Origin of the sequence: Nocardia veterana NBRC 100344 (genome assembly GCF_000308855.1) — a bacterium.
Lineage (GTDB): Bacteria > Actinomycetota > Actinomycetes > Mycobacteriales > Mycobacteriaceae > Nocardia > Nocardia veterana.
Map to the genome: position 1 here is coordinate 38,675 of NZ_BAGM01000035.1, position 22,056 is coordinate 60,730.

Genomic DNA, 22,056 nt, shown 5'->3' on the forward strand with positions numbered 1-22,056 from the left:
GAGCGCGTCGGGATGCTGCTGGAGCTCGTTCGCGGGCAGGTCGCGACCATCCTGGGGCACGCGAATCCGAATGCGATCCAGGCGGACCGGGCCTTCAACGACCTGGGTTTCGACTCGGTCACCGCTGTCGAATTCCGCAACGCCCTGAAGGCCGCGACGGGTTTGCCGCTCCCCGCGACCCTGGTCTTCGACTATCCCACGGCCCAGGCACTGGCCGAGCACCTCGCCGACAGCCTCACCGAGCGCGGCTCCGGCGACAGCCCGGATCTGCCCGAAGACGACATTCGTCGAGCCCTGCAGACGATTCCGCTGACCCGGCTCCGCGAGGCCGGCCTGCTGGAGGCACTGCTGCAGCTCGCCCAGGGCCAGGACCGAACCGACGACACCGATCGGGACCGCACCGGCGACTCGATCGACGCGCTGGATATCGACGACCTGATCGACCTGGCGTACCACAGCTCATCCGAGGACTGAGAATGACGAACCCCGACGACAAGACCCAGAAGCTGGCGCAGGCGCTGCGTGTCTCGCTCAAGGAGACCGAACGTTTGCGGGCGCGAAACCGCAAACTCGACGCGGCCCTGCGGGAGCCGATCGCGATCGTCGGGATGGCGTGCCGGTACCCGGGCGGGGTCGATTCGCCGGAGGCGCTGTGGCGGCTGGTAGCCGAGGGCGGCGACGCGACCTCGGAATTCCCGGCCAACCGCGGGTGGGATGTCGAACGGCTCTACGACCGGACCGGCGAGACCCCGGGGAGTACGTACACCCGCGAGGGCGGATTCCTGCATTCCGCCGGCGAATTCGACGCCGCGTTCTTCGGGATCAGCCCCAACGAGGCCGCGATGATGGACCCGCAGCAGTTCCTGCTGCTGGAGACCTCGTGGGAAGCGCTGGAGCGCTCCGGTATCGATGCAGCCTCGTTGCGCGGCAGCTCGACCGGCGTCTTCACCGGCATGATGTACCACGACTATCCGGCCAACGCGAACTCCGGAGCCATTGCGTCCGGGCGGGTTTCGTACGTTCTCGGGTTCGAAGGGCCGTCCGTCACGGTGGATACGGCGTGTTCGTCGTCGCTGGTGGCCATGCATCTGGCCGCGCAGTCGCTGCGGTCGGGTGAATGCGATCTGGCGTTGGCCGGCGGCGTGACGGTGATGGCCACGCCGGAGACGTTCATCGAATTCAGTCGCCAGCGTGGCCTGTCGCCCGATGGGCGGTGTAAGTCGTTCGCGGATGCGGCCGATGGTGTGGGCTGGTCCGAGGGTGTCGGTGTGTTGGTGTTGGAGCGGTTGTCGGACGCCCAGCGTAACGGGCATCGGATTCTTGCGGTGCTTGCTGGTTCGGCGGTGAATCAGGATGGTGCGTCGAATGGTTTGACGGCGCCGAATGGTCCGTCGCAGCGTCGGGTGATTCGGCAGGCGTTGGCCAATGCTGGGGTTTCGCCTGCGGATGTGGATGTGGTGGAGGCGCACGGTACCGGCACTACCTTGGGTGATCCGATCGAGGCGCAGGCATTGCTGGCGACCTACGGGCAGGACCGTGACCCGGGTCGTCCGTTGTGGTTGGGTTCGTTGAAGTCGAATATCGGTCATGCTCAGGCCGCGGCGGGTGTGGGTGGTGTGATCAAGATGATCATGGCCATGCGTCATGGTGTGTTGCCGCGCACTCTTCATGTGGATCGTCCGAGTACGAAAGTGGATTGGTCGCAGGGCAATATCGAGTTGCTGACCGAGCCGGTCGAGTGGCCGGAGGTGGATCGTCCACGTCGGGCCGGGGTGTCCTCGTTCGGGATCAGTGGCACCAACGCACACGTCATCATCGAACAGCCCCCGGTCATCGAACCGGCGCCGGACCCGGTGGTGCGGACCGCTCCGGCCGGCGGCGTTCTGCCGTGGGTGGTCTCGGCGCGCAGTGGTGTCGCGCTGCCCGCACAAGCGGCACGGCTGGCGACCCACCTCGCCGGCTCGGGATCGACAGCGGGGGAGCAGGATCCGCTCGACGTAGGGTTTTCGCTGGCCTCGCGGGGACTGTTCGAGCATCGTGCGGTCGTGTTCGGTGAGCACTGGGACGAATTGCTGGCGGGTGTGCGGGCATTGGCTGCTGGTGAGTCCGATGCGCGTGTGGTGACGGGCCGGGTGGTGCCTGGTTCGACCGGTGTGGTGTTTTCCGGTCAGGGCGCGCAATGGGCCGGCATGGCTGCCGGGTTGCGTGTGTATCCGGTGTTCGCCGAGCAGTTCGACGCGATCGTCGCGGAGCTGGATCCACTGCTGGAGCAGGGCATTTCGCTGTCCGAGGCGGTGGAGTCCGAGGAAATCGTGGATCGGACGGTGTTCGCTCAGGCGGGATTGTTCGCCTTCGAGGTGGCGTTGTTCCGTTTGCTCGAGTCGTGGGGGATGCGTGCGGATGTGGTGGCGGGTCATTCGATCGGTGAGGTCGCGGCGGCGCATGTGGCTGGTGTGTTGTCGTTGTCGGATGCGTGTGTGTTGGTGGCGGCTCGTGGTCGGTTGATGCAGGCCCTGCCGGCCGGTGGGGCGATGGTTGCCGTCGGTGCCTGCGAGGCTGATGTTCTGTCGTTGTTGCCGCAGAATGTGTCGATCGCGGCGGTGAATGGTCCGTCGTCGGTGGTGGTTTCGGGTGTCGAGGATGCGGTGGGGGCGGTTGTCGAGGGTTGTGTGGGGCGGGGTTGGCGGACGCGTCGGTTGCGGGTGTCGCATGCGTTCCATTCGGTGTTGATGGAGCCGATGCTGGATGAATTCGCTTCGGCGATAGCCGGTTTGGCGTTCGCTGCGCCGTCGTTGTCGGTGGTGTCGACGGTGTCGGGTGCTGCGGTCGGTGCGGAGATGTCGGATCCGGCGTATTGGGTGGGTCAGGTTCGGGAGGCGGTGCGTTTCGCGGATGCGGTGACGACGATGGCGGAGTTGGGTGTCACCCGGTTCGCCGAAATCGGCCCGGATGCGGTCCTGACCCCCATGATCACCCAGACCCTCGACGAGACGCAGATCGCCGCCCTCGCCGACGCCACGCCGACCGTCACGGCGCTGGCCCGAAAGCAGCGGGCCGACGCGAGGACGGTGCTGGCCGGGGTGGCCCGATTGTTCGTCGCCGGTACCGAGGTCGATTGGGCGGCACTGTATTCCGGTACCGGAGCCCGCCGCATCGACTTGCCCACCTACGCCTTCCAGCACGAGCGGTACTGGCTCGATGTGCGGCAGGTCCTGGCCGGGTCGTGGCTGGGCGCCGAACTGGGCGGGGTCACCGCCGCCGGTCTCGATGTCGTGGACCATCCGCTGCTCGGCGCCGCGGTGCCGCATCCCGAATCGGGCGGGGTGAGCTTCACCGGCCGCTGGTCGGTCGATTCCGTCTCCTGGCTCGCCGATCACAGTGTGTTCGGCGTGGTGCTGCTGCCGGGTACCGGATTCGTCGAGTTGGCCGCGCATGTCGGCGGGCTGCTGGGCTGTGGTGTGGTGGAGGAGCTCGTCCTGCACACCCCGCTGGTGTTGCCGCCGGACGGCGCCGTATCGGTCCAGGTTGTGGTGGCCGCCGCCGACGACACCGGTCGTCGCCGCCTGACCGTCCATTCGCGGCGGTCACCGGAGCAGCCGTGGACGATCCACGCCGAAGGCGTGCTCACCCCGGCCGCCGCGAGTGCCGATTTCGATCTGACCGCCTGGCCTCCAAACGATGCGCGACCGCTCGATATCGACGGCAGCTACGACGAGCTGCTCGATCTCGGCTACGGCTACGGCCCGGCGTTCCGAGGACTGCGGGCCGCCTGGCAGCGCGGCGACGAACTGTTCGCCGAGGTCGCGCTGCCCGATCCGGAGGACGCCGAGGGCTTCGGTATCCACCCCGCCCTGTTCGATGCCGCGCTGCATGTCCGGATCGTGCATGCGCTGCGCACCCACGGGGGGACGTCCCCGGCGCTGCCGTTCAGCTGGAACGGGGTCGCCGTGCACGCGGCGGGCGCCGCGGTGGTCCGGGTCCGGATCGCCCTCGAGGGCGACACCTTCGGCGTGCAGGTCGCCGATGAGCAGGGACGACCCGTGCTGTCGGTGGCCGCACTGCTGTCTCGTACCGTATCGGCCGAGCAGCTCGACGCGAACCGGGTCGCGCAGGATCTGTTCGCGGTGGAGTGGGTGGCGGCGTCCCGGGCGGCGACGGCCGCACCCGAACGGGTGGCGGTGCTGGGCTACGGCCCCTCCGCCGCACCGGTGTCCGAATACCGCGATCTCGCCGCGCTGATCGCCGAGCTGAACGCCGCCGAGGCACCGGCCACGCCGGATATCGTGCTGCTGCGCTGCCCGGATTCCGCCGGGACGCCGCCAGAGTCGGCGCGTCGAGTGGTCACCGACGTACTCGAGACCGTGCAGCTGTGGCTCGGTGATGCGCGCTTCGCCTCCTCCCGGTTGGTCGTGGTGACCGAAGGCGCTGTGGCCGTGGGTATTTCCGATCGGATCAACCTGGGTCAGGCGCCGGTATGGGGTTTGCTGCGGGCGGCGCAGGCGGAGCATCCGGATCGTTTCCAACTCCTCGACCTCGATCCCGGCGCCGATGCGGCCCATGATCCGATGGCCCTGGCCGCGCTGGCCGCCGCCGCGGCGGGCGAGCCCGAGATGGCGGTGCGGGGCGGTGCGCTGCTGGTGCCGCGATTGAGCCGGCAGCCGGTCGGTACCATCGCCGGCCCCGACCTACCGGGCACGGTGCTGGTGACCGGGGGGACCGGCGGCCTGGGCGCGGTGATCGCCCGGCATCTGGTGACGAAATACGGTGCGCGACAGCTACTTCTGACATCCCGCCGCGGGGCCGACGCGCCCGGCGCCGCGGAGTTGGCCGACGAGCTGGCGGAGCTGGGTGCGCAGGTGCGGATCGCGGCCTGCGACGTATCCGATCCGGCCGCGGTGACGGCGCTGATCGACAGCATCCCGGACGAACATCCCCTGGTCGGGGTGGTACATGCCGCCGGCGCCGCCGACAACGGCGTCGTCGAGTCCATGACCGCGGACCGGATCGATCATGTCTTCGCGCCGAAGGCCGACGCGGCATGGCATCTGCACGAATCGACCCGTGATCGGCCGCTGTCGATGTTCGTACTGGTGTCGTCGGCGGGTGGCCTCGTGCTGGCCGCCGGACAGGCGAATTACGCTGCGGCGAACGTGTTCCTGGACGCGCTGGCGGTGCATCGCCGCTCCGCTGGTCTGCCTGCGACATCCATCGATTACGGGTTGTGGGCGCGATCGAGCGGGCTGGGCACCGAGCTGTCGGAGGCCGATTTCGAGCGGATGCGCAGACAGGGCTTCCCGGCACTGACCGAGGCCGAGGGGCTGGGCCTGCTGGACGCGGCGCTCGCGACCGACGCCGCTCAGCTGGTGGCGCTGCGGATGGACCCAGCCGTGCTGCGGACCCGCGGCGAGCAGCTCCCCGCGCTGATGCGTCGGATCGTCCCCGCCCCGGTGCGCCGCACCACCGCGACCTCCGGGGCGGCTCGCGCCTTCCTGGATACCCTCGCCGGTTTGTCGGGCGCCCAACGCCGGGCGGCCGTCCTCGATCTGGTTCGGTCGGTCGCCGCCGGTGTGCTCGGGCACGCCTCCGCGGAGGCGGTCGAGCCGCAACGGGCCTTCCAGCAGTTGGGATTCGATTCGCTCGGTGCGGTGGAGTTCCGCAACCGGCTCAATGCGGCGACCGGCCTGAAACTTCCGGCCACCCTGGTCTTCGATTATCCGAACGCGCAGATCGTCGCCGAATTCATCGAATCGGAACTGGGCGGGACGACGACCGCCGTCGAGCCGGTGGTCGACCGGGTTCGGGTGGGTGATGATCCGATCGCGATCGTGGCGATGAGTTGTCGTTATCCGGGTGGGGTGGCCTCGCCGGAGGATCTGTGGCGCTTGGTGTTCGAGGGCGTCGATACCACCGGTGAGTTGCCGGTCGATCGGGGCTGGGATATCGACGCCCTCTACGACCCCGAGCCCGGTAAGGCCGGGAAGTCCTACACCCGCCGTGGCAGCTTCCTGTATTCCGCCGCGGAATTCGATGCCGATTTCTTCGGCATCAGTCCGAACGAGGCGACTCTGATGGATCCGCAGCAGCGTTTGCTGCTGGAGACGTCGTGGGAAGCACTGGAACGCGCGGGGATCGATCCGTCCGTCCTGCGCGGCAGTGCGACCGGGGTGTTCACCGGGGTGATGTACCACGACTACGGCCACGCGAGCGAAAGCGGCAACAGTGCCGGTGGCAGCCTGGTCTCGGGCCGGGTCGCCTACACGCTGGGGCTGGAAGGTCCTGCGGTGTCGGTGGATACGGCGTGTTCGTCGTCGCTGGTCGCACTGCATCTGGCCGCCGGATCGCTGCGGTCGGGGGAATGCGATCTGGCCTTGGCCGGTGGTGTGGCGGTGATGTCGTCGCCGGAGATGTTCATCGAATTCAGCCGGCAGCGCGGGCTGTCCCCGGACGGACGCTGCCGCGCCTTCGCCGATGCGGCCGATGGTGTGGGCTGGTCCGAGGGTGTCGGCGTCCTGGTGCTGGAGCGGCTGTCGGACGCGCGTCGCAACGGCCACGATGTTCTTGCGGTGCTTGCTGGTTCGGCGGTGAATCAGGATGGTGCGTCGAATGGTTTCACGGCACCGAACGGCCCCTCGCAGCGCCGGGTGATTCGGCAGGCGTTGGCCAATGCCGGGATTTCACCGGCCGATGTGGATGCGGTGGAGGCGCACGGTACCGGAACTACCTTGGGTGATCCGATCGAGGCGCAGGCCCTGTTGGCGACCTACGGGCAGGACCGTGACCCGGGTCGTCCGTTGTGGTTGGGTTCGTTGAAGTCGAATATCGGTCACGCTCAGGCCGCGGCGGGTGTGGGTGGTGTGATCAAGATGATCATGGCCATGCGCCACGGCGTGTTGCCGCGCACGCTTCATGTGGATCGTCCGAGTACGAAAGTCGATTGGTCCCAAGGCAATATCGAGTTGCTGACCGAACCGGTCGAGTGGCCGGAGGTGGATCGTCCGCGTCGGGCCGGGGTGTCCTCGTTCGGGATCAGCGGCACCAACGCCCACGTCATCATCGAACAGGCGGATGTCGTGACGGGTGCGGTCGAACCGGTCCGCAGTGCGCCCGCCGGCGGCACAGTGCCATGGGTCGTCACGGCACGCGGTGCCGATGCCCTCGCCGAACAAGCCGACCGGCTGGCGGCCGGTGTCGCCGATCGTGATCCGGTGGATGTCGGTTTCTCGTTGGTGTCGTCGCGGGCGGTGTTCGAGCATCGCGCGGTGGTGCTGGGGGAGCACGGTGGCGATTTGCTGGCGGGTGTGCGGGCATTGGCTGCTGGTGAGTCCGATGCGCGTGTGGTGGCGGGCCGGGTGGTGTCGGGTTCGACGGGTGTGGTGTTTTCCGGTCAGGGCGCGCAGTGGGCCGGGATGGCTGCCGGGTTGCGTGTGTATCCGGTGTTCGCCGAGCAGTTCGATGCGATCGCTGCGGAGTTGGATCCGCTCCTGGGGCAGGGGATTTCGCTGTCGGACGCGTTGTCCGATGAGTCTTTGGTGGATCGGACGGTGTTTGCGCAGGCGGGATTGTTCGCGTTCGAGGTGGCGTTGTTCCGTTTGCTCGAGTCGTGGGGTGTTCGGGTTGATGTGGTGGCGGGTCATTCGATCGGTGAGGTTGCGGCGGCGCATGTGGCTGGTGTGTTGTCGTTGTCGGATGCGTGTGTGTTGGTCGCGGCTCGTGGTCGTTTGATGCAGGCGCTTCCGTCGGGTGGGTCGATGGTTGCGGTCGGTGCCTGCGAGGCAGATGTTCTTGGGTTGCTGGGGGAGGTTGGTGTTTCTGTCGGCCGGGTGTCGATCGCTGCGGTGAATGGTCCGTCGTCGGTGGTGGTTTCGGGTGTTGAGGATGCGGTGGGGGCGGTTGTCGAGGAGTGTGTGGGGCGGGGTTGGCGGACGCGTCGGTTGCGGGTGTCGCATGCGTTTCATTCGGTGTTGATGGAGCCGATGCTGGATGAGTTCGCTTCGGCGATTGCTGGTTTGACGTTCGCTGCGCCGGTGTTGTCGGTGGTGTCGACGGTGTCGGGTGTTCGGGTCGAGCGTGAGATGTGTGATCCGGCGTATTGGGTGGGTCAGGTTCGGGAGGCGGTGCGTTTCGCGGATGCGGTGACGACGATGGCGGAGTTGGGTGTCACCCGGTTCGCCGAAATCGGCCCCGACGCGGTCTTGACCCCGATGGTCACCCAGACACTCGAGGTCCGCGCCGAAACCGCCTCTGCTCCGGCTCCCACCGTCACGGCGCTGGCCCGAAAGCAGCGGGCCGACGCGAGGACGGTGCTGGCCGGGGTAGCCGAATTGTTCGTCGCCGGTACCGAGGTCGATTGGGCGGCACTGTATTCCGATACCGGAGCCCGCCGCATCGACTTGCCCACCTACGCCTTCCAGCGCCGGCGCTACTGGCTGGAGGCGACACCGTCGACCGGCGGTGACCTCCGGGCGAGCGGTCTGGCGGCCACCGGGCACCCGCTGGTCACGGCGGTGGTATCCCAACCGGACACCGCCACGCTGACTCTCACCGGCCGCCTGTCGGTGCAGTCGCAGCCGTGGCTGGCCGATCACCGGGTACTCGGCGCCGTGGTGTTCCCCGGCACCGGCTTCGTCGACGTGGCGTTGCACGCCGGGGAGCGAGTCGGCTGTCCGAATCTCGACGAGCTGGTGCTGCAGGCCCCGCTGGTCCTGCCGGAAACCGGCGGCGTCGCGCTCCGCGTGGTCGTCGGTGATCAGGACGAGACGGGCCGCCGATCGGTTCGAATCTTCTCCTGCCCCGACCACGAGGTCGATGCCACGCCGTGGACGCTGCACGCCGAAGGTGTGCTGACCGCGGAGGCGGTCGCCGATGTCGCTCCGCTGCCGTGGCCGCCTGCGGGTGCGTCCACCATCGACATCGAGGGCGTATACGACGAATTGCAGGACCTCGGTTACGGCTACGGCCCGGTGTTCCAGGGCTTGCGCGCGGCCTGGCGACGCGGCGACGAATTGTTCGCCGAGGTCGCACTTCCCGACTCGACGGACACCGACGGCTTCGGCATCCATCCGGCGCTGTTCGACGCCGCGCTGCATATCGGGATCGTCCACACCCTGCGCGCCGGCGAACTCGGCAACTCCCCGGCGCTGCCGTTCACGTGGAACCGGGTGGCGCTGGGTTCGGCGACCGCCAGGGTGGCGCGGGTTCGGATCGAACCGACCGACGGCGGCCTCGGCGTGCGGATCGCCGATGAGCACGGGCAGCCGATGCTGTCGGTCGCCGCCCTCGTTTCCCGGCCGGTCTCCACCGAGCGTCTCACGACGAACCCGGTCTCGGACTCGCTGTTCGGCGTGGAGTGGAGCGCCGTGTCCACCCCATCGGCGGCGGCCGATCCGACGCGGGTGGCCGTCGTGGGCCCACCCGGGTCCGGCGACGCGCCGGGCCATCCCGATCTCGAGGCGTTGATCGCCGATCTGGACGCGACACCGGATGCGATCGTTCCCGAAGTCGTCCTGTACGCATGCCCGGAACCCGCGGCCGCGCCGCCGGATGCCGCACGGGAGGCCGTCACCGAGGTTCTCGCGACCGTGCAGCGGTGGCTGCGCGAACCGCGTTTCGCCGGCTCCCGGCTGATCGTGGTGACGAGACAGGCTGTCCGCGTAGGTGTTTCGGACCCGGTGCATCTGGCACACGCGCCCGTGTGGGGTCTGGTGCGTGCCGCGCAGGCCGAACAACCCGGCCGCTTCCAGCTGCTGGATGCGGGGCCGGACCTCGACCTCGCCGTGGTGGCCGCATCGGTTTCGGGCCATACCGAACCCGAGATGGCGCAGCGAGGTGCGGAGGTGCTGGTGCCCCGCTTGCGCCGCCACAGCGCCGGCACCGCCGTGCGTGAGCTCGGCTCGGGGACCGTGTTGATCACCGGTGGAACGGGTGGTCTCGGTGCGTTGTTCGCGCGGCATCTGGTCGCGAATCATGGTGTGCGCCATTTGATTTTGACCTCCCGCCGGGGGCCGGACGCACCCGGCGCCGACCAGCTGCGTGCCGAGCTGACCGGACTCGGCGCCCAGGTGCGCATCGTGGCCTGCGACGTATCCGATCGTGCCGCGCTGGCGGCCGTGCTCGACGACATCCCGGCCGCACATCCGCTGGCGGGTGTGGTGCATGCGGCCGGGACCGCGGACAACGGGTTGATCGAATCGCTCAGCGCGGACCGGATCGGTCCGGTCTTCGCGCCGAAGGTCGATGCGGCATGGCATCTGCACGAATTGACCCGTGATCGGTCGTTGTCGCTATTCGTACTGGTGTCGTCGGTAGGTGGTCTCGTGCTGGCCGCCGGACAGGCGAACTACGCCGCGGCGAACGTCTTCCTGGATGCGCTGGCCGCGTACCGCCGAACCGCGGGCCTGCCCGCCACCTCGATCGATTACGGATTGTGGACCGCGACCACCGGACTGGGCTCGATGCTGTCGGAAACCGACGTCGAGCGGATCCGTCGGCAGGGCCTGCCACCGCTGTCCGAGGCCGAGGGCCTGGCACTGTTCGATCTGGCGATTGCCACCGAATCCGCGCAGCTCGTCGCGTTGCGGGTCGATCCGGTTGCCCTGCGCGATCGGGGTGACCAGCTTCCGGCGCTGCTGCGCGCGATCGCTCCGGCACCGGCGCGGCGACGGACCCGGACGCCGAGTTCGGAACGGACGCTGGCAAGCAGGCTGGCCGGCCTGGCGGAGCCGGACCGGCACACCGCGATACTCGACCTCGTCCGATCGGTGGCCGCCGGAGTACTCGGGCACGAGTCCGTGGCCGCGATCGAGCCACAGCGGGCGTTTCAGCAGTTGGGATTCGATTCGCTCGGTGCGGTGGAGTTCCGCAACCGGCTCAATGCGGCGACCGGTCTGAAACTTCCGGCCACGCTGATCTTCGATTATCCGAATGCGCAGATCGTCGCCGAATTCATCGGCTCGGAGCTCGCCGGTGCGGTGGCGGCCGACGAGCAGCCGGCCGCCACCGTTCGGGTGGATGACGATCCGATCGCGATCGTGGCGATGAGTTGTCGTTATCCGGGCGGGGTGGCCTCGCCGGAGGATTTGTGGCGGTTGGTGTTCGAGGGCATCGAAACCACCGGTGAGATGCCGGTCGATCGGGGCTGGGATATCGACGGAATCTACGACCCCGAGCCCGGTAAGCCGGGTAAGACCTATGCCCGGACCGGTGGATTCCTGTATTCCGCCGCGGAATTCGATGCCGATTTCTTCGGCATCAGTCCGAACGAGGCGACTCTGATGGATCCGCAGCAGCGGTTGCTGCTGGAGACATCGTGGGAGGCACTGGAACGTGCCGGTGTCGATCCGGCCGTCCTGCGCGGCACCGCGACCGGGGTGTTCACCGGTGTGATGTACCACGACTACGCACAGGGGACCGGCAAGGCGGGCAGCGCCGGCGGCAGTATGGTTTCCGGCCGGATCGCCTACACGCTGGGGCTGGAAGGTCCTGCGGTGTCGGTGGATACGGCGTGTTCGTCGTCGCTGGTGGCCATGCATCTGGCCGCGCAGTCGCTGCGATCCGGCGAATGCGATCTGGCCTTGGCCGGCGGCGTGGCGGTGATGTCCACCCCGGATATGTTCCTCGAATTCGGCCGCCAGCGCGGGCTCTCCCCGGACGGGCGGTGTAAGTCGTTCGCCGATGCGGCCGACGGCGTCGGTTGGTCCGAAGGCGCGGGAATGTTGGTGTTGGAGCGGTTGTCGGACGCGCGTCGCAACGGCCACGATGTTCTTGCGGTGCTTGCTGGTTCGGCAGTGAATCAGGATGGTGCGTCGAACGGTTTCACGGCGCCGAACGGCCCCTCGCAGCGCCGGGTGATTCGGCAGGCGTTGGCCAACGCCGGGATTTCACCGGCCGATGTCGATGCGGTGGAGGCGCACGGCACCGGCACCACCTTGGGTGATCCGATCGAAGCGCAGGCGTTGCTGGCCACTTATGGGCAGGACCGTGACCCGGGTCGGCCGTTGTGGTTGGGGTCGTTGAAGTCGAATATCGGTCATGCTCAGGCTGCGGCGGGTGTGGGTGGTGTGATCAAGATGGTCATGGCCATGCGCCACGGTGTCTTGCCGCGCACGCTTCATGTGGATCGTCCGAGTACGAAAGTCGATTGGTCCCAGGGCAATATCGAGTTGCTGACCGAACCGGTCGAATGGCCGGAAACCAACCGTCCACGTCGGGCCGGCATTTCGTCCTTCGGCCTCAGCGGTACCAATGCCCACGTCATCGTCGAACAGCCGCCGGCTTCGGGGCCGGCATCCGCACCGGTGGACAAGACGGTTCCCGCCGGAGGGCTACTGCCGTGGGTGACTTCGGGCCGCACCGCCGAGGCCCTCACCGAGCAGGCCCGGCGTCTGGCCGCGCATATCGGCCATCACCACCCCGTCGACATCGGTTTCTCGTTGGCGTCGTCGCGGGCGGTCTTCGAGCATCGCGCGGTCGTGCTGGCGTCGACGCTCGACGGGCTGCTTGCGGGTACGCAGGCGTTGGGGCGTGGTGAGTCCGATGCGCGTGTGGTGGCGGGCCGGGTGGTGTCGGGTTCGACGGGTGTGGTGTTTTCCGGTCAGGGTGCGCAGTGGGCCGGGATGGCTGCCGGGTTGCGTGTGTATCCGGTGTTCGCCGAGCAGTTCGATGCGATCGTCGCGGAGCTGGATCCGCTTCTGGGGCAGTCTGTTTCGCTCGCGGAGGCGTTGGGGTCCGAGTCTTTGGTGGATCGGACGGTGTTTGCGCAGGCGGGTTTGTTCGCGTTCGAGGTGGCGTTGTTCCGTTTGCTCGAGTCGTGGGGGATGCGTCCGGATGTGGTGGCGGGTCATTCGATCGGTGAGGTCGCGGCGGCGCATGTGGCTGGTGTGTTGTCGTTGTCGGATGCGTGTGTGTTGGTCGCGGCTCGTGGTCGTTTGATGCAGGCGCTTCCGTCGGGTGGGTCGATGGTTGCTGTGGGTGCGTCGGAGTCGGATGTTCTTGGGTTGCTGGGCGAGGTTGGTGTTTCTGCCGGCCGGGTGTCGGTCGCGGCGGTGAATGGTCCGTCGTCGGTGGTGGTTTCGGGTGTCGAGGATGCGGTGGGCGCCGTTGTCGAGGAGTGTGTGGCGCGGGGTTGGCGGACGCGTCGGTTGCGGGTGTCGCATGCGTTCCATTCGGTGTTGATGGAGCCGATGCTGGACGAGTTCGCTTCGGCGATAGCCGGTTTGGCGTTCGATTCTCCGGCGTTGTCGGTGGTGTCGACGGTAACCGGCGCTCCGGTCGAGCGTGAGATGTCGGATCCGGCGTATTGGGTGGGTCAGGTTCGGGACGCGGTGCGTTTCGCGGATGCGGTGACGACGATGGCGGAGTTGGGTGTCACCCGGTTCGCCGAGATCGGGCCGGATGCGGTCCTGACTCCGATGATCACCCAGACACTCGAAGACAGCACGGCAACGTCGCCCGCTCCATCTCCCACGGTGGTGCCATTGGCGCGTCGCCTTCAGGCCGACCCGGCCACCCTGTCGGCGGGCGTGGCCCGATTGTTCGTCGCCGGTACCGAGGTGGACTGGGCTCGCTGCTACGCCGGCACCGGTGCGCGCCGAATCGACCTGCCCACCTATGCTTTCCAGCGCCGTCGCTATTGGCTGGCCGACTCCTCGGCAGTGGGCAGCGGGGGCGCCCGGGCGATGGGCCTGGACGCCACCGGCCACCCCGTGCTCTCGGCGGTGGTGTCGCAACCAGATTCGGAGGAGGTCGCGCTCGCCGGCCGGCTGTCGCTGCAGACGCATCCCTGGCTGGCCGATCATGCGGTGCTGGACACCGTGCTGTTCCCCGGTGCCGGCATTGTCGAACTCGCCCTCGCCGCGGGTGAGCGGGTCGGCTGCGCGACCCTCGAGGAACTTGTTCTGCGGGCGCCCCTGCCGCTGCCGGACACCTCCGGCCTCGCGGTGCGTGTGGTGGTCGGCGCCGCGGACGAGACCGGCCGACGTCCGGTGCGGCTCTATTCCCGCCTGGACGATGAGGCCGAGCCGGCGCCGTCGTGGACGGTGCACGCCGAAGGCGCGCTCGTACCGGGGAATCCGGATGTGCCCGGCGATCCGGTGCAGTGGCCGCCGGCCGACGCGGCCGCCGTGGATATCGACGGCGTGTACGCCGCGCTCGATGCGCAGGGCTATCACTACGGTCCGGCATTCCGAGCCCTGCAGGCGGTCCGGCGCGCGCCGGACGGGACGCTCTACGCCGAGGTCGAACTGCCCGAATCGGCCCGCGCCGACGCGACGCGGTTCGGCATCCACCCGGCACTGCTGGACGCGGCCCTGCACGCGCTGCGCGTCGCCGACGAAGGGGCGGAGACCGCCGGCCCGGCACTGCCGTTCGAATGGTCGGGAGTGACGGTGCACGCCGCCGGCGCCGATGCCGTGCGGGTTCGGCTCACCCGAGTCGGCGAACGAGATGTGGCCCTGGACCTGGTGGATGCGACCGGAGCGCCGGTGGCGACGGTTCGGCGCCTGGCTTCCCGTCTCTTCGATGCCGGGCAACTGGCCGGGGGTGTCGCCGCCGTGCGGCATGCCCTGTTCCGGACCGACTGGACGCCGATCCCGGTGAGCGCGACCGACGTCGCGGTGGCGACGTGGCCGGACCTCGGTGACCGGGTCCCGCCGGCAGTGGTGTTCGACTGCCCCTCCGGCAACGACCCGGCCGCCGTGCACGCGGCCACGGCCGAGGCTCTCGCGGTCCTGCAATCCTGGACGGCGAGTGACCGGTTCGCCGACTCCGTGCTGGTGATCCGGACCGGCGGCGCGGTATCGGTGGCGGGCGAGCCCGTCACGAACCTCGCGGCCGCGGCCGTGGGTGGTCTGGTGCGGTCCGTGCAGGCCGAACACCCCGGCCGTGTCGTACTCGTCGACACCGACTCCGCACTCGACGGCCTGCTCGGTGGCATTCTCGCAGCGGCCGAACCGCAAGTGGCCGTGCGCAACCGGAACGTGTACGGCGCGCGGCTGGTACGGGCGGTGCCCGCGGCAGCCGACGGACCTCGCTTCGATCCGGACGAGACGGTACTGATCACCGGTGCGGGCGGACTGCTGGCCGGGTTGCTCACTCGGCATCTGGTCGCCACCCGCGGCGCCCGGCGCCTGCTGTTGGTCAGCCGCCGCGGCGAATCCGCGCCCGGCGCCGCGGAATTGGCTGCGGAGCTGGCCGAACTCGGCGTCGTCGTGGAATTCGCCGCCTGCGACGTCGCCGATCGCGGCGCGCTCGCCGCGGTGCTGGCCCGCATCCCCGCCGACCATCCGCTGACCGGGGTGTACCACCTGGCCGGGGTACTCGACGACGGCGCTCTCGCATCCCTGACCCCGGCCCGCATGGAGACGGTGCTCGGACCCAAGGCGGACGCCGCGCTCCATCTCCACGAGTTGACCGCCGACCTGCCGTTGCGTGCGTTCGTCCTGTTCAGTTCGGTGGCAGGTGTTTTCGGCAACCCGGGGCAGGGCAACTACGCCGCGGCCAACGCCTGCCTCGACGCATTGGCCACGCACCGCACCGCATCCGGTCTGCCCGGCACATCCCTGGTGTGGGGCCTGTGGGACGGCGGCATGGCCGAGGGACTCGGCGACGCCGACCGGCGGCGCATGTCGCGCTCGGGCATCCTGCCGCTCGCGGCGGAACAGGGACTGGCCCTGTTCGATGCCGCGATGAGCGTCGACGCACCGGCGCCGGTGCTCGCGCGCCTCGACATCGAGGGCATCCGGTCGGCGGAAACGGCTGTGCCGGTGCTGCTTTCGAGTCTCGTCCCCGCTCGTCGCACCGCGGCCTCCGGCGCCTTCACGGCGCTGCGTGCCCGGTTGTCGAGCACCCCCGACACTGAGCGATTCGATGTCCTCGCGGAGATCGTGCGGGCCCAGATCGCCGCGACTCTCGGCCACCAGGATCCGAATGCGATCGCGGCCGACCGCGCGTTCAACGAGCTGGGCTTCGATTCGATCACCGCGGTCGAGTTCCGCAACGCCCTCAAAGCCGTGACGGGATTGCAGCTGCCCGCCACCCTGGTATTCGACTACCCGACCCCGGCGGCCCTGGCCGGATATCTGGCCGACGAGCTCACCGGCGGCCGTCGGGACACCGAGGCCACCGCCACCCGGGCGGTCGACGACGATCCGATCGCCGTGGTCGGAATGGCGTGCCGCTACCCCGGCGGGATCACCTCTCCCGAGGAACTGTGGGATCTGGTGCGCACCGGCAGGGACGCGATCACGCCGCTGCCGGACGATCGTGGCTGGGATATCGACGGCATCTACGATCCCGAGCCCGGTCGCCCGGGCAAGTCCTACACCCGGGAAGGCGGATTCCTGCACAGCGCAGCCGAATTCGATCCGGACTTCTTCGGTATCGGTCCGAACGAGGCCACGATGATGGATCCGCAGCAGCGCCAGCTGCTGGAAACGACGTGGGAGGCGTTGGAACGCGCCGGTGTCGACCCGACGGTGCTGCGCGGCAGCGCGACCGGCGTGTTCGCGGGCGTGATGTACCACGACTACGCCCAGGGCAGCGGAAACAGCGCGGCCGGCAGCCTCGTCTCCGGCCGGATCGCCTACACGCTGGGGCTGGAAGGTCCCGCGGTGTCGGTGGATACGGCGTGTTCGTCGTCGCTGGTGGCCATGCATCTGGCCGCGCAGTCGCTGCGATCCGGCGAATGCGATCTGGCATTGGCGGGCGGTGTGACGGTGATGGCGACACCGGAGACCTTCGTGGAGTTCAGCCGCCAGCGCGGACTGTCACCGGACGGGCGGTGCAAGTCGTTCGCCGATGCGGCCGACGGCGTCGGGTGGTCCGAAGGCGCGGGAATGTTGGTGTTGGAGCGGTTGTCGGACGCCCAGCGTAACGGGCATCGGATTCTTGCGGTGCTTGCTGGTTCGGCGGTGAATCAGGATGGTGCGTCGAATGGTTTGACGGCGCCGAACGGCCCCTCGCAGCGTCGGGTGATTCGGCAGGCGTTGGCCAATGCCGGGATTTCACCGGCCGATGTGGATGTGGTGGAGGCGCACGGTACCGGTACTACCTTGGGTGATCCGATCGAGGCGCAGGCCCTGTTGGCGACCTATGGGCAGGATCGTGACCCGGGTCGTCCGTTGTGGTTGGGTTCGTTGAAGTCGAATATCGGTCATGCTCAGGCTGCGGCGGGTGTGGGTGGTGTGATCAAGATGATCATGGCCATGCGCCACGGCGTGTTGCCGCGGACCTTGCATGTCGACGCGCCCAGCACCAAGGTCGACTGGTCCGAGGGACATGTACGCCTGCTGACCGAACCGGTGCCGTGGCCGGCGACGGACCGGCCGCGCCGTGCCGGGGTGTCGTCCTTCGGGATCAGCGGCACCAACGCCCATCTCATCGTCGAACAGGCCCCGGCCGAGGACGTCGCGTCCGTGACCGAGGTCGTCCCGGCCGTGCTGCCGTGGGTGGTGTCGGCACGAGGAGACGAGGCGCTGGCAGGGCAGGCCGCCCGGCTCGCCGCGCATGTGGAGCGGCACGACCCGGATCCGGTGGATGTCGGTTTCTCGTTGGTGTCGTCGCGGGCGGTGTTCGAGCATCGCGCGGTCGTGCTGGGGGAGCACGGTGGCGAGTTGCTGGGGGGTGTGCGGGCATTGGCGGCTGGTGAGTCCGATGCGCGTGTGGTGACGGGCCGGGTGGTGTCGGGTTCGACGGGTGTGGTGTTTTCCGGTCAGGGTGCGCAGTGGGCGGGTATGGCGTCGGGTTTGCGCGCGGCGTATCCGGTGTTCGCCGAGCATTTCGATGTGATTGTGGCGGAGTTGGATCCGCTGCTGGGGCAGTCTGTTTCGTTGCTGGAGGCGTTGGGGTCCGAGGATTTTGTGGATCGGACGGTGTTTGCGCAGGCGGGTTTGTTCGCGTTCGAGGTGGCGTTGTTCCGTTTGCTCGAGTCGTGGGGGATGCGTCCGGATGTGGTGGCGGGTCATTCGATCGGTGAGGTCGCGGCGGCGCATGTGGCTGGTGTGTTGTCGTTGTCGGATGCGTGTGTGTTGGTCGCGGCTCGTGGTCGTTTGATGCAGGCGCTTCCGTCGGGTAGGTCGATGGTTGCTGTGGGTGCGTCGGAGTCGGATGTTCTTGGGTTGCTGGGCGAGGTTGGTGTTTCTGCCGGCCGGGTGTCGGTCGCGGCGGTGAATGGTCCGTCGTCGGTGGTGGTTTCGGGTGTCGAGGATGCGGTGGGCGCCGTTGTCGAGGAGTGTGTGGCGCGGGGTTGGCGGACGCGTCGGTTGCGGGTGTCGCATGCGTTCCATTCGGTGTTGATGGAGCCGATGCTGGACGAGTTCGCTTCGGCGATAGCCGGTTTGGCGTTCGATTCTCCGGCGTTGTCGGTGGTGTCGACGGTAACCGGCGCTCCGGTCGAGCGTGAGATGTCGGATCCGGCGTATTGGGTGGGTCAGGTTCGGGACGCGGTGCGTTTCGCGGATGCGGTGACGACGATGGCGGAGTTGGGTGTCACCCGGTTCGCCGAAATCGGGCCCGACGCGGTACTGACCCCCATGGTCGCTCAAACCGTCGAGGCGGCAACCACGATCGCCCTCGGCAGACGCCACCACACCACACCGGCGGCCCTGCTGACCGGACTCGCCGGCCTGTACGTGTCGGGCGCGACGGTGGATTGGGCGAGCTACTACGCCGGTACCGGTGCCACTCGGATCGATCTGCCGACCTACAGCTTCCAGCACCGTCGCTTCTGGGCCACCGGACCGTTGCGTACCGGAGAGCCGTCGGCGCTCGGTTTGCGATCCACCGAACACCCGATGCTGGGTGCGCTGGTCGCGCAGCCGGAGGGTGGCGGCGTCCGGCTCACCGGCCGACTGTCCACGGTGACCCATCCGTGGTTGGCCGATCACGACGTGCTCGGTGCGGTGCTGTTGCCCGGCACCGGATTCGTCGAGCTGGCGATTCACGCCGGAGATCAGGTCGGCTGCCCGGAGCTGGCAGACCTGACGTTGCGGGAACCGTTGGTGTTCCGCGGAAACGGCGGCGTACAGCTTCAGGTGGTCGTCGGCGACAACGACGACACCGGCAGCCGGCGGATCGACATCTACGCCCGCCCGGACGAGGACGATCCGACCGCCCCGTGGACGCATCACGCGCAGGGACGGGCGCGCCCCGGTGGGGAGATCGCAGCGGCGGCGAATCCGGCCGACTTCCTCGAGTGGCCACCGGCCGGCGCCACCGCGATCCCGCTCGGCGGTGCCTACGAGGAACTCGCCGATCGGGGGTACAACTACGGTCCCGCGTTCCGTGGGCTGACGGCGGTGTGGCGTCGCGGCGAGGAACTCTTCGCCGAGGTCACGCTGCCCGAACAGACCCCCGCGCGCGGCTACGGCATCCATCCGGCCCTGCTCGACGCGGCCATGCACGCTCTCACCGTCGGCCTACGGCATGACGAGACACAGCGGCAGACCATGGTCCCGTTCACATGGTCGTCGGTCCGGCTGCACGCCGACGGCGTGCGCCGGGCGCGGGTGCGGCTGGCCGGCCTCGACGATGGGACGATCACCATCGATATGGCCGATTCCGCTGGGGCGCCGGTTCTTTCGGTGCGGTCACTGGCGTTGCGCCCGCTGTCGACGGTTCCGTCCGAACCCTCGCACGACGGGCTGTACGAACTCGCCTGGCGGAGCGGCCCGGAGCTCCGGGGCTCGGCGGAAATCAGCTGGGCGGAATGGGGTTCGCCCGAGCCGGCCGCGGTTGTCGTCCTACGGCCCACGGCCGACGAGGACGCGGTGCCGAGCCGGATGCGTTCGGTCCTGCACGCCACGCTCGGCGTCGTTCAGCAGTTCCTGAGCGAGCAACGATATGCGGCAAGCACTCTCGCGGTGATCATCGACTCCGGCGGTGATCCGGCCGTAGCCGCGGTGCGCGGACTGGTGCGCGCCGCGCAAGCGGAGAACCCGGGCCGCATCGTGCTCATCGACGCGCCCCGGCAGCTCCCCACCCGGCAACTCGTGGCGGCCGCCGCGACCGGTGAGCCGGAACTGGCCGTCGCCGCGGACGGGACGCGGGTGCCGCGGCTCGTTCGTGCGACGAGCCCCGGTGCGCCGCGCCCCACACCCTGGCGTTCCGATCGAACCGTGCTGATCACCGGTGGTACCGGCGGAATCGGCCGCCACATCGCCCGACATCTGGTGGTCGAGCACGGAGTGCGGCATCTGCTGCTGGTCGGTCGCCGCGGGGCGGCCGCGTCCGCGGACCTCGTCGACGAGCTCGGCGCGCTCGGGGCCGAGGTCGTCGTCTCCGTCTGCGATGTCACCGACCGGGCGGCGCTGCGCGACGTGCTCGCCTCGATACCCGCCGAACATCCCCTCGGCGCGATCGTGCACGCCGCCGGAGTCGCCGACAACGGTCTGATCGACACCCTGACGCCGAACCGGATCGACCGCTGTCTGGCCGCGAAAGCCGATGCGGCCTGGCACCTGCACGAGCTCACCCGCGATGCCGATCTGTCGGCTTTCGTCCTGATCTCGTCGGTGGCGGGTTGGCTGCTGCCCGCGGGTCAGGGTGGGTACGCGGCGGCGAACGTCTTCCTCGACGCGCTCGCGACCCACCGGCAGGCCGAAGGTCTGCCGGCCACCTCGCTCGCCTACGGCATGTGGGATATCGATACCGGACTGTCGCAGTGGCTCGGGACGACCGATCGGCAGCGGATGCGCCGCCAAGGGTTCTCGCCGCTGACGGCCGAGACCGCGCTCGAATTATTCGATGCGGCAGTGGATTCCGGGCGTCCGGTGCAGGTGCCGGTCGGCATCGACCGGGCCGTCCTGCGCACCCGGGATTCCGTCCCGGCGCTCCTCGCCGAGCTGGCGACGACCACCGGACGCCGGCCGAGCGGTGCCCCGGCGGATCCGGGAGCGGTGCGGCGCCATCTCGCGCGGTTGCCGGAACCGGAGAGGGAACAGTGGTTGCTGACCCACATCCTCGAGAACGCGGCCCGGCTGCTCGGCCACGAAGGCGTGGCGGCGCTCGACCCCGAGCGGGATTTCCTCGAATCGGGATTCGACTCGCTGGCCGCCATGGAATTGCGTAGCGCCCTCAACGCGTCGACCGGCCTCTCGCTGTCGACGGCGGCGATTTTCGACCACAAGACACCGGCCGCACTGGCCCGGTACCTGCGGGCGGAGCTCGGCGCCACACCGTCGCGGACTGACGAGACCCGCCGCGAGGACGAAGCCCGCCGGGACGATTCCCTGTACGGAATGTTCCGGACGGCGGTGATCGACGGCCGGGCCGGGAAGGGCTTCGCCCTGCTGCGGGCCGCGGCGGAACTGCGGGAGGAATTCACCCCCGCGGACCGGCCCGATCGGTTGCCGGTGCCGACCCGGCTCGCGACCGGCTCGGCCCTGCCTCGGATCATCTGCCTGGCGCCGCCCTTGGCCACGGGCGGTCCGCAGCAATACGCGCGGATCGCCGCGCAACTGCGCACCGGGCGCGATGTCCTGGCCTTGCCGCTGATCGGCTTCGACGCGGGGGAACCCCTGCCGACGACGCCGGCCGCCGCACTCGAGGCGACGGCGGGCAGCGTGCTCGCGGCCGCGCAGGGCGAACCGTTCGTGCTGGTCGGTCACTCCTCGGGCGGCCTGCTGGCCTACCTGGTCACCGAGCACCTGGAGGCGGCGGGTGGTCCGGCACCGGCCGGCGTGGTCATGGTGGACACCTACCCGGCACACGCGGGCGGAGAATGGCTGCTGCGCGAGATGGCCGAACACATGGTGGCCGACGAGGCGACCTACGGTCGTTTCGACCAGGCGCGGCTCACCGCCATGGGCCGGTACGTGCAGTTGCTGCACGAGCAGGTTCCGGGCTCCGTTCGCACGCCGACCCTGTTCCTCCAGTGCGCGCAATCGTTCCTGGCCGGCTCGGCGGAACGGGCGAACTGGCAGACACAGCCCTGGGACCCGACGCATTCCGTCGTGTCGATCGAGGCCGATCACTTCACGATCCTCGAGGACGGTTCCGCGGCGGTGGCGGCGGCGATCGAGGACTGGCTCGCGCGGTGACGGCACCGGCCGGGTGGCGATTCGG

1 protein-coding gene and 1 pseudogene are annotated in these 22,056 nt (G+C 69.0%); both read left to right on the plus strand.

What is annotated here, in order from left to right:
* Positions 1–12: 12 nt before the first annotated feature.
* Positions 13–206: pseudogene (locus ON37_RS34810) on the plus strand (acyl carrier protein); the annotation flags it as partial.
* 270 nt (positions 207–476) lie between these two features.
* Entirely contained in the window at positions 477–22,031 is a 21,555-nt protein-coding gene (locus tag ON37_RS33780) for a type I polyketide synthase (protein WP_051031273.1), read from the plus strand.
* Positions 22,032–22,056 lie beyond the last annotated feature (25 nt).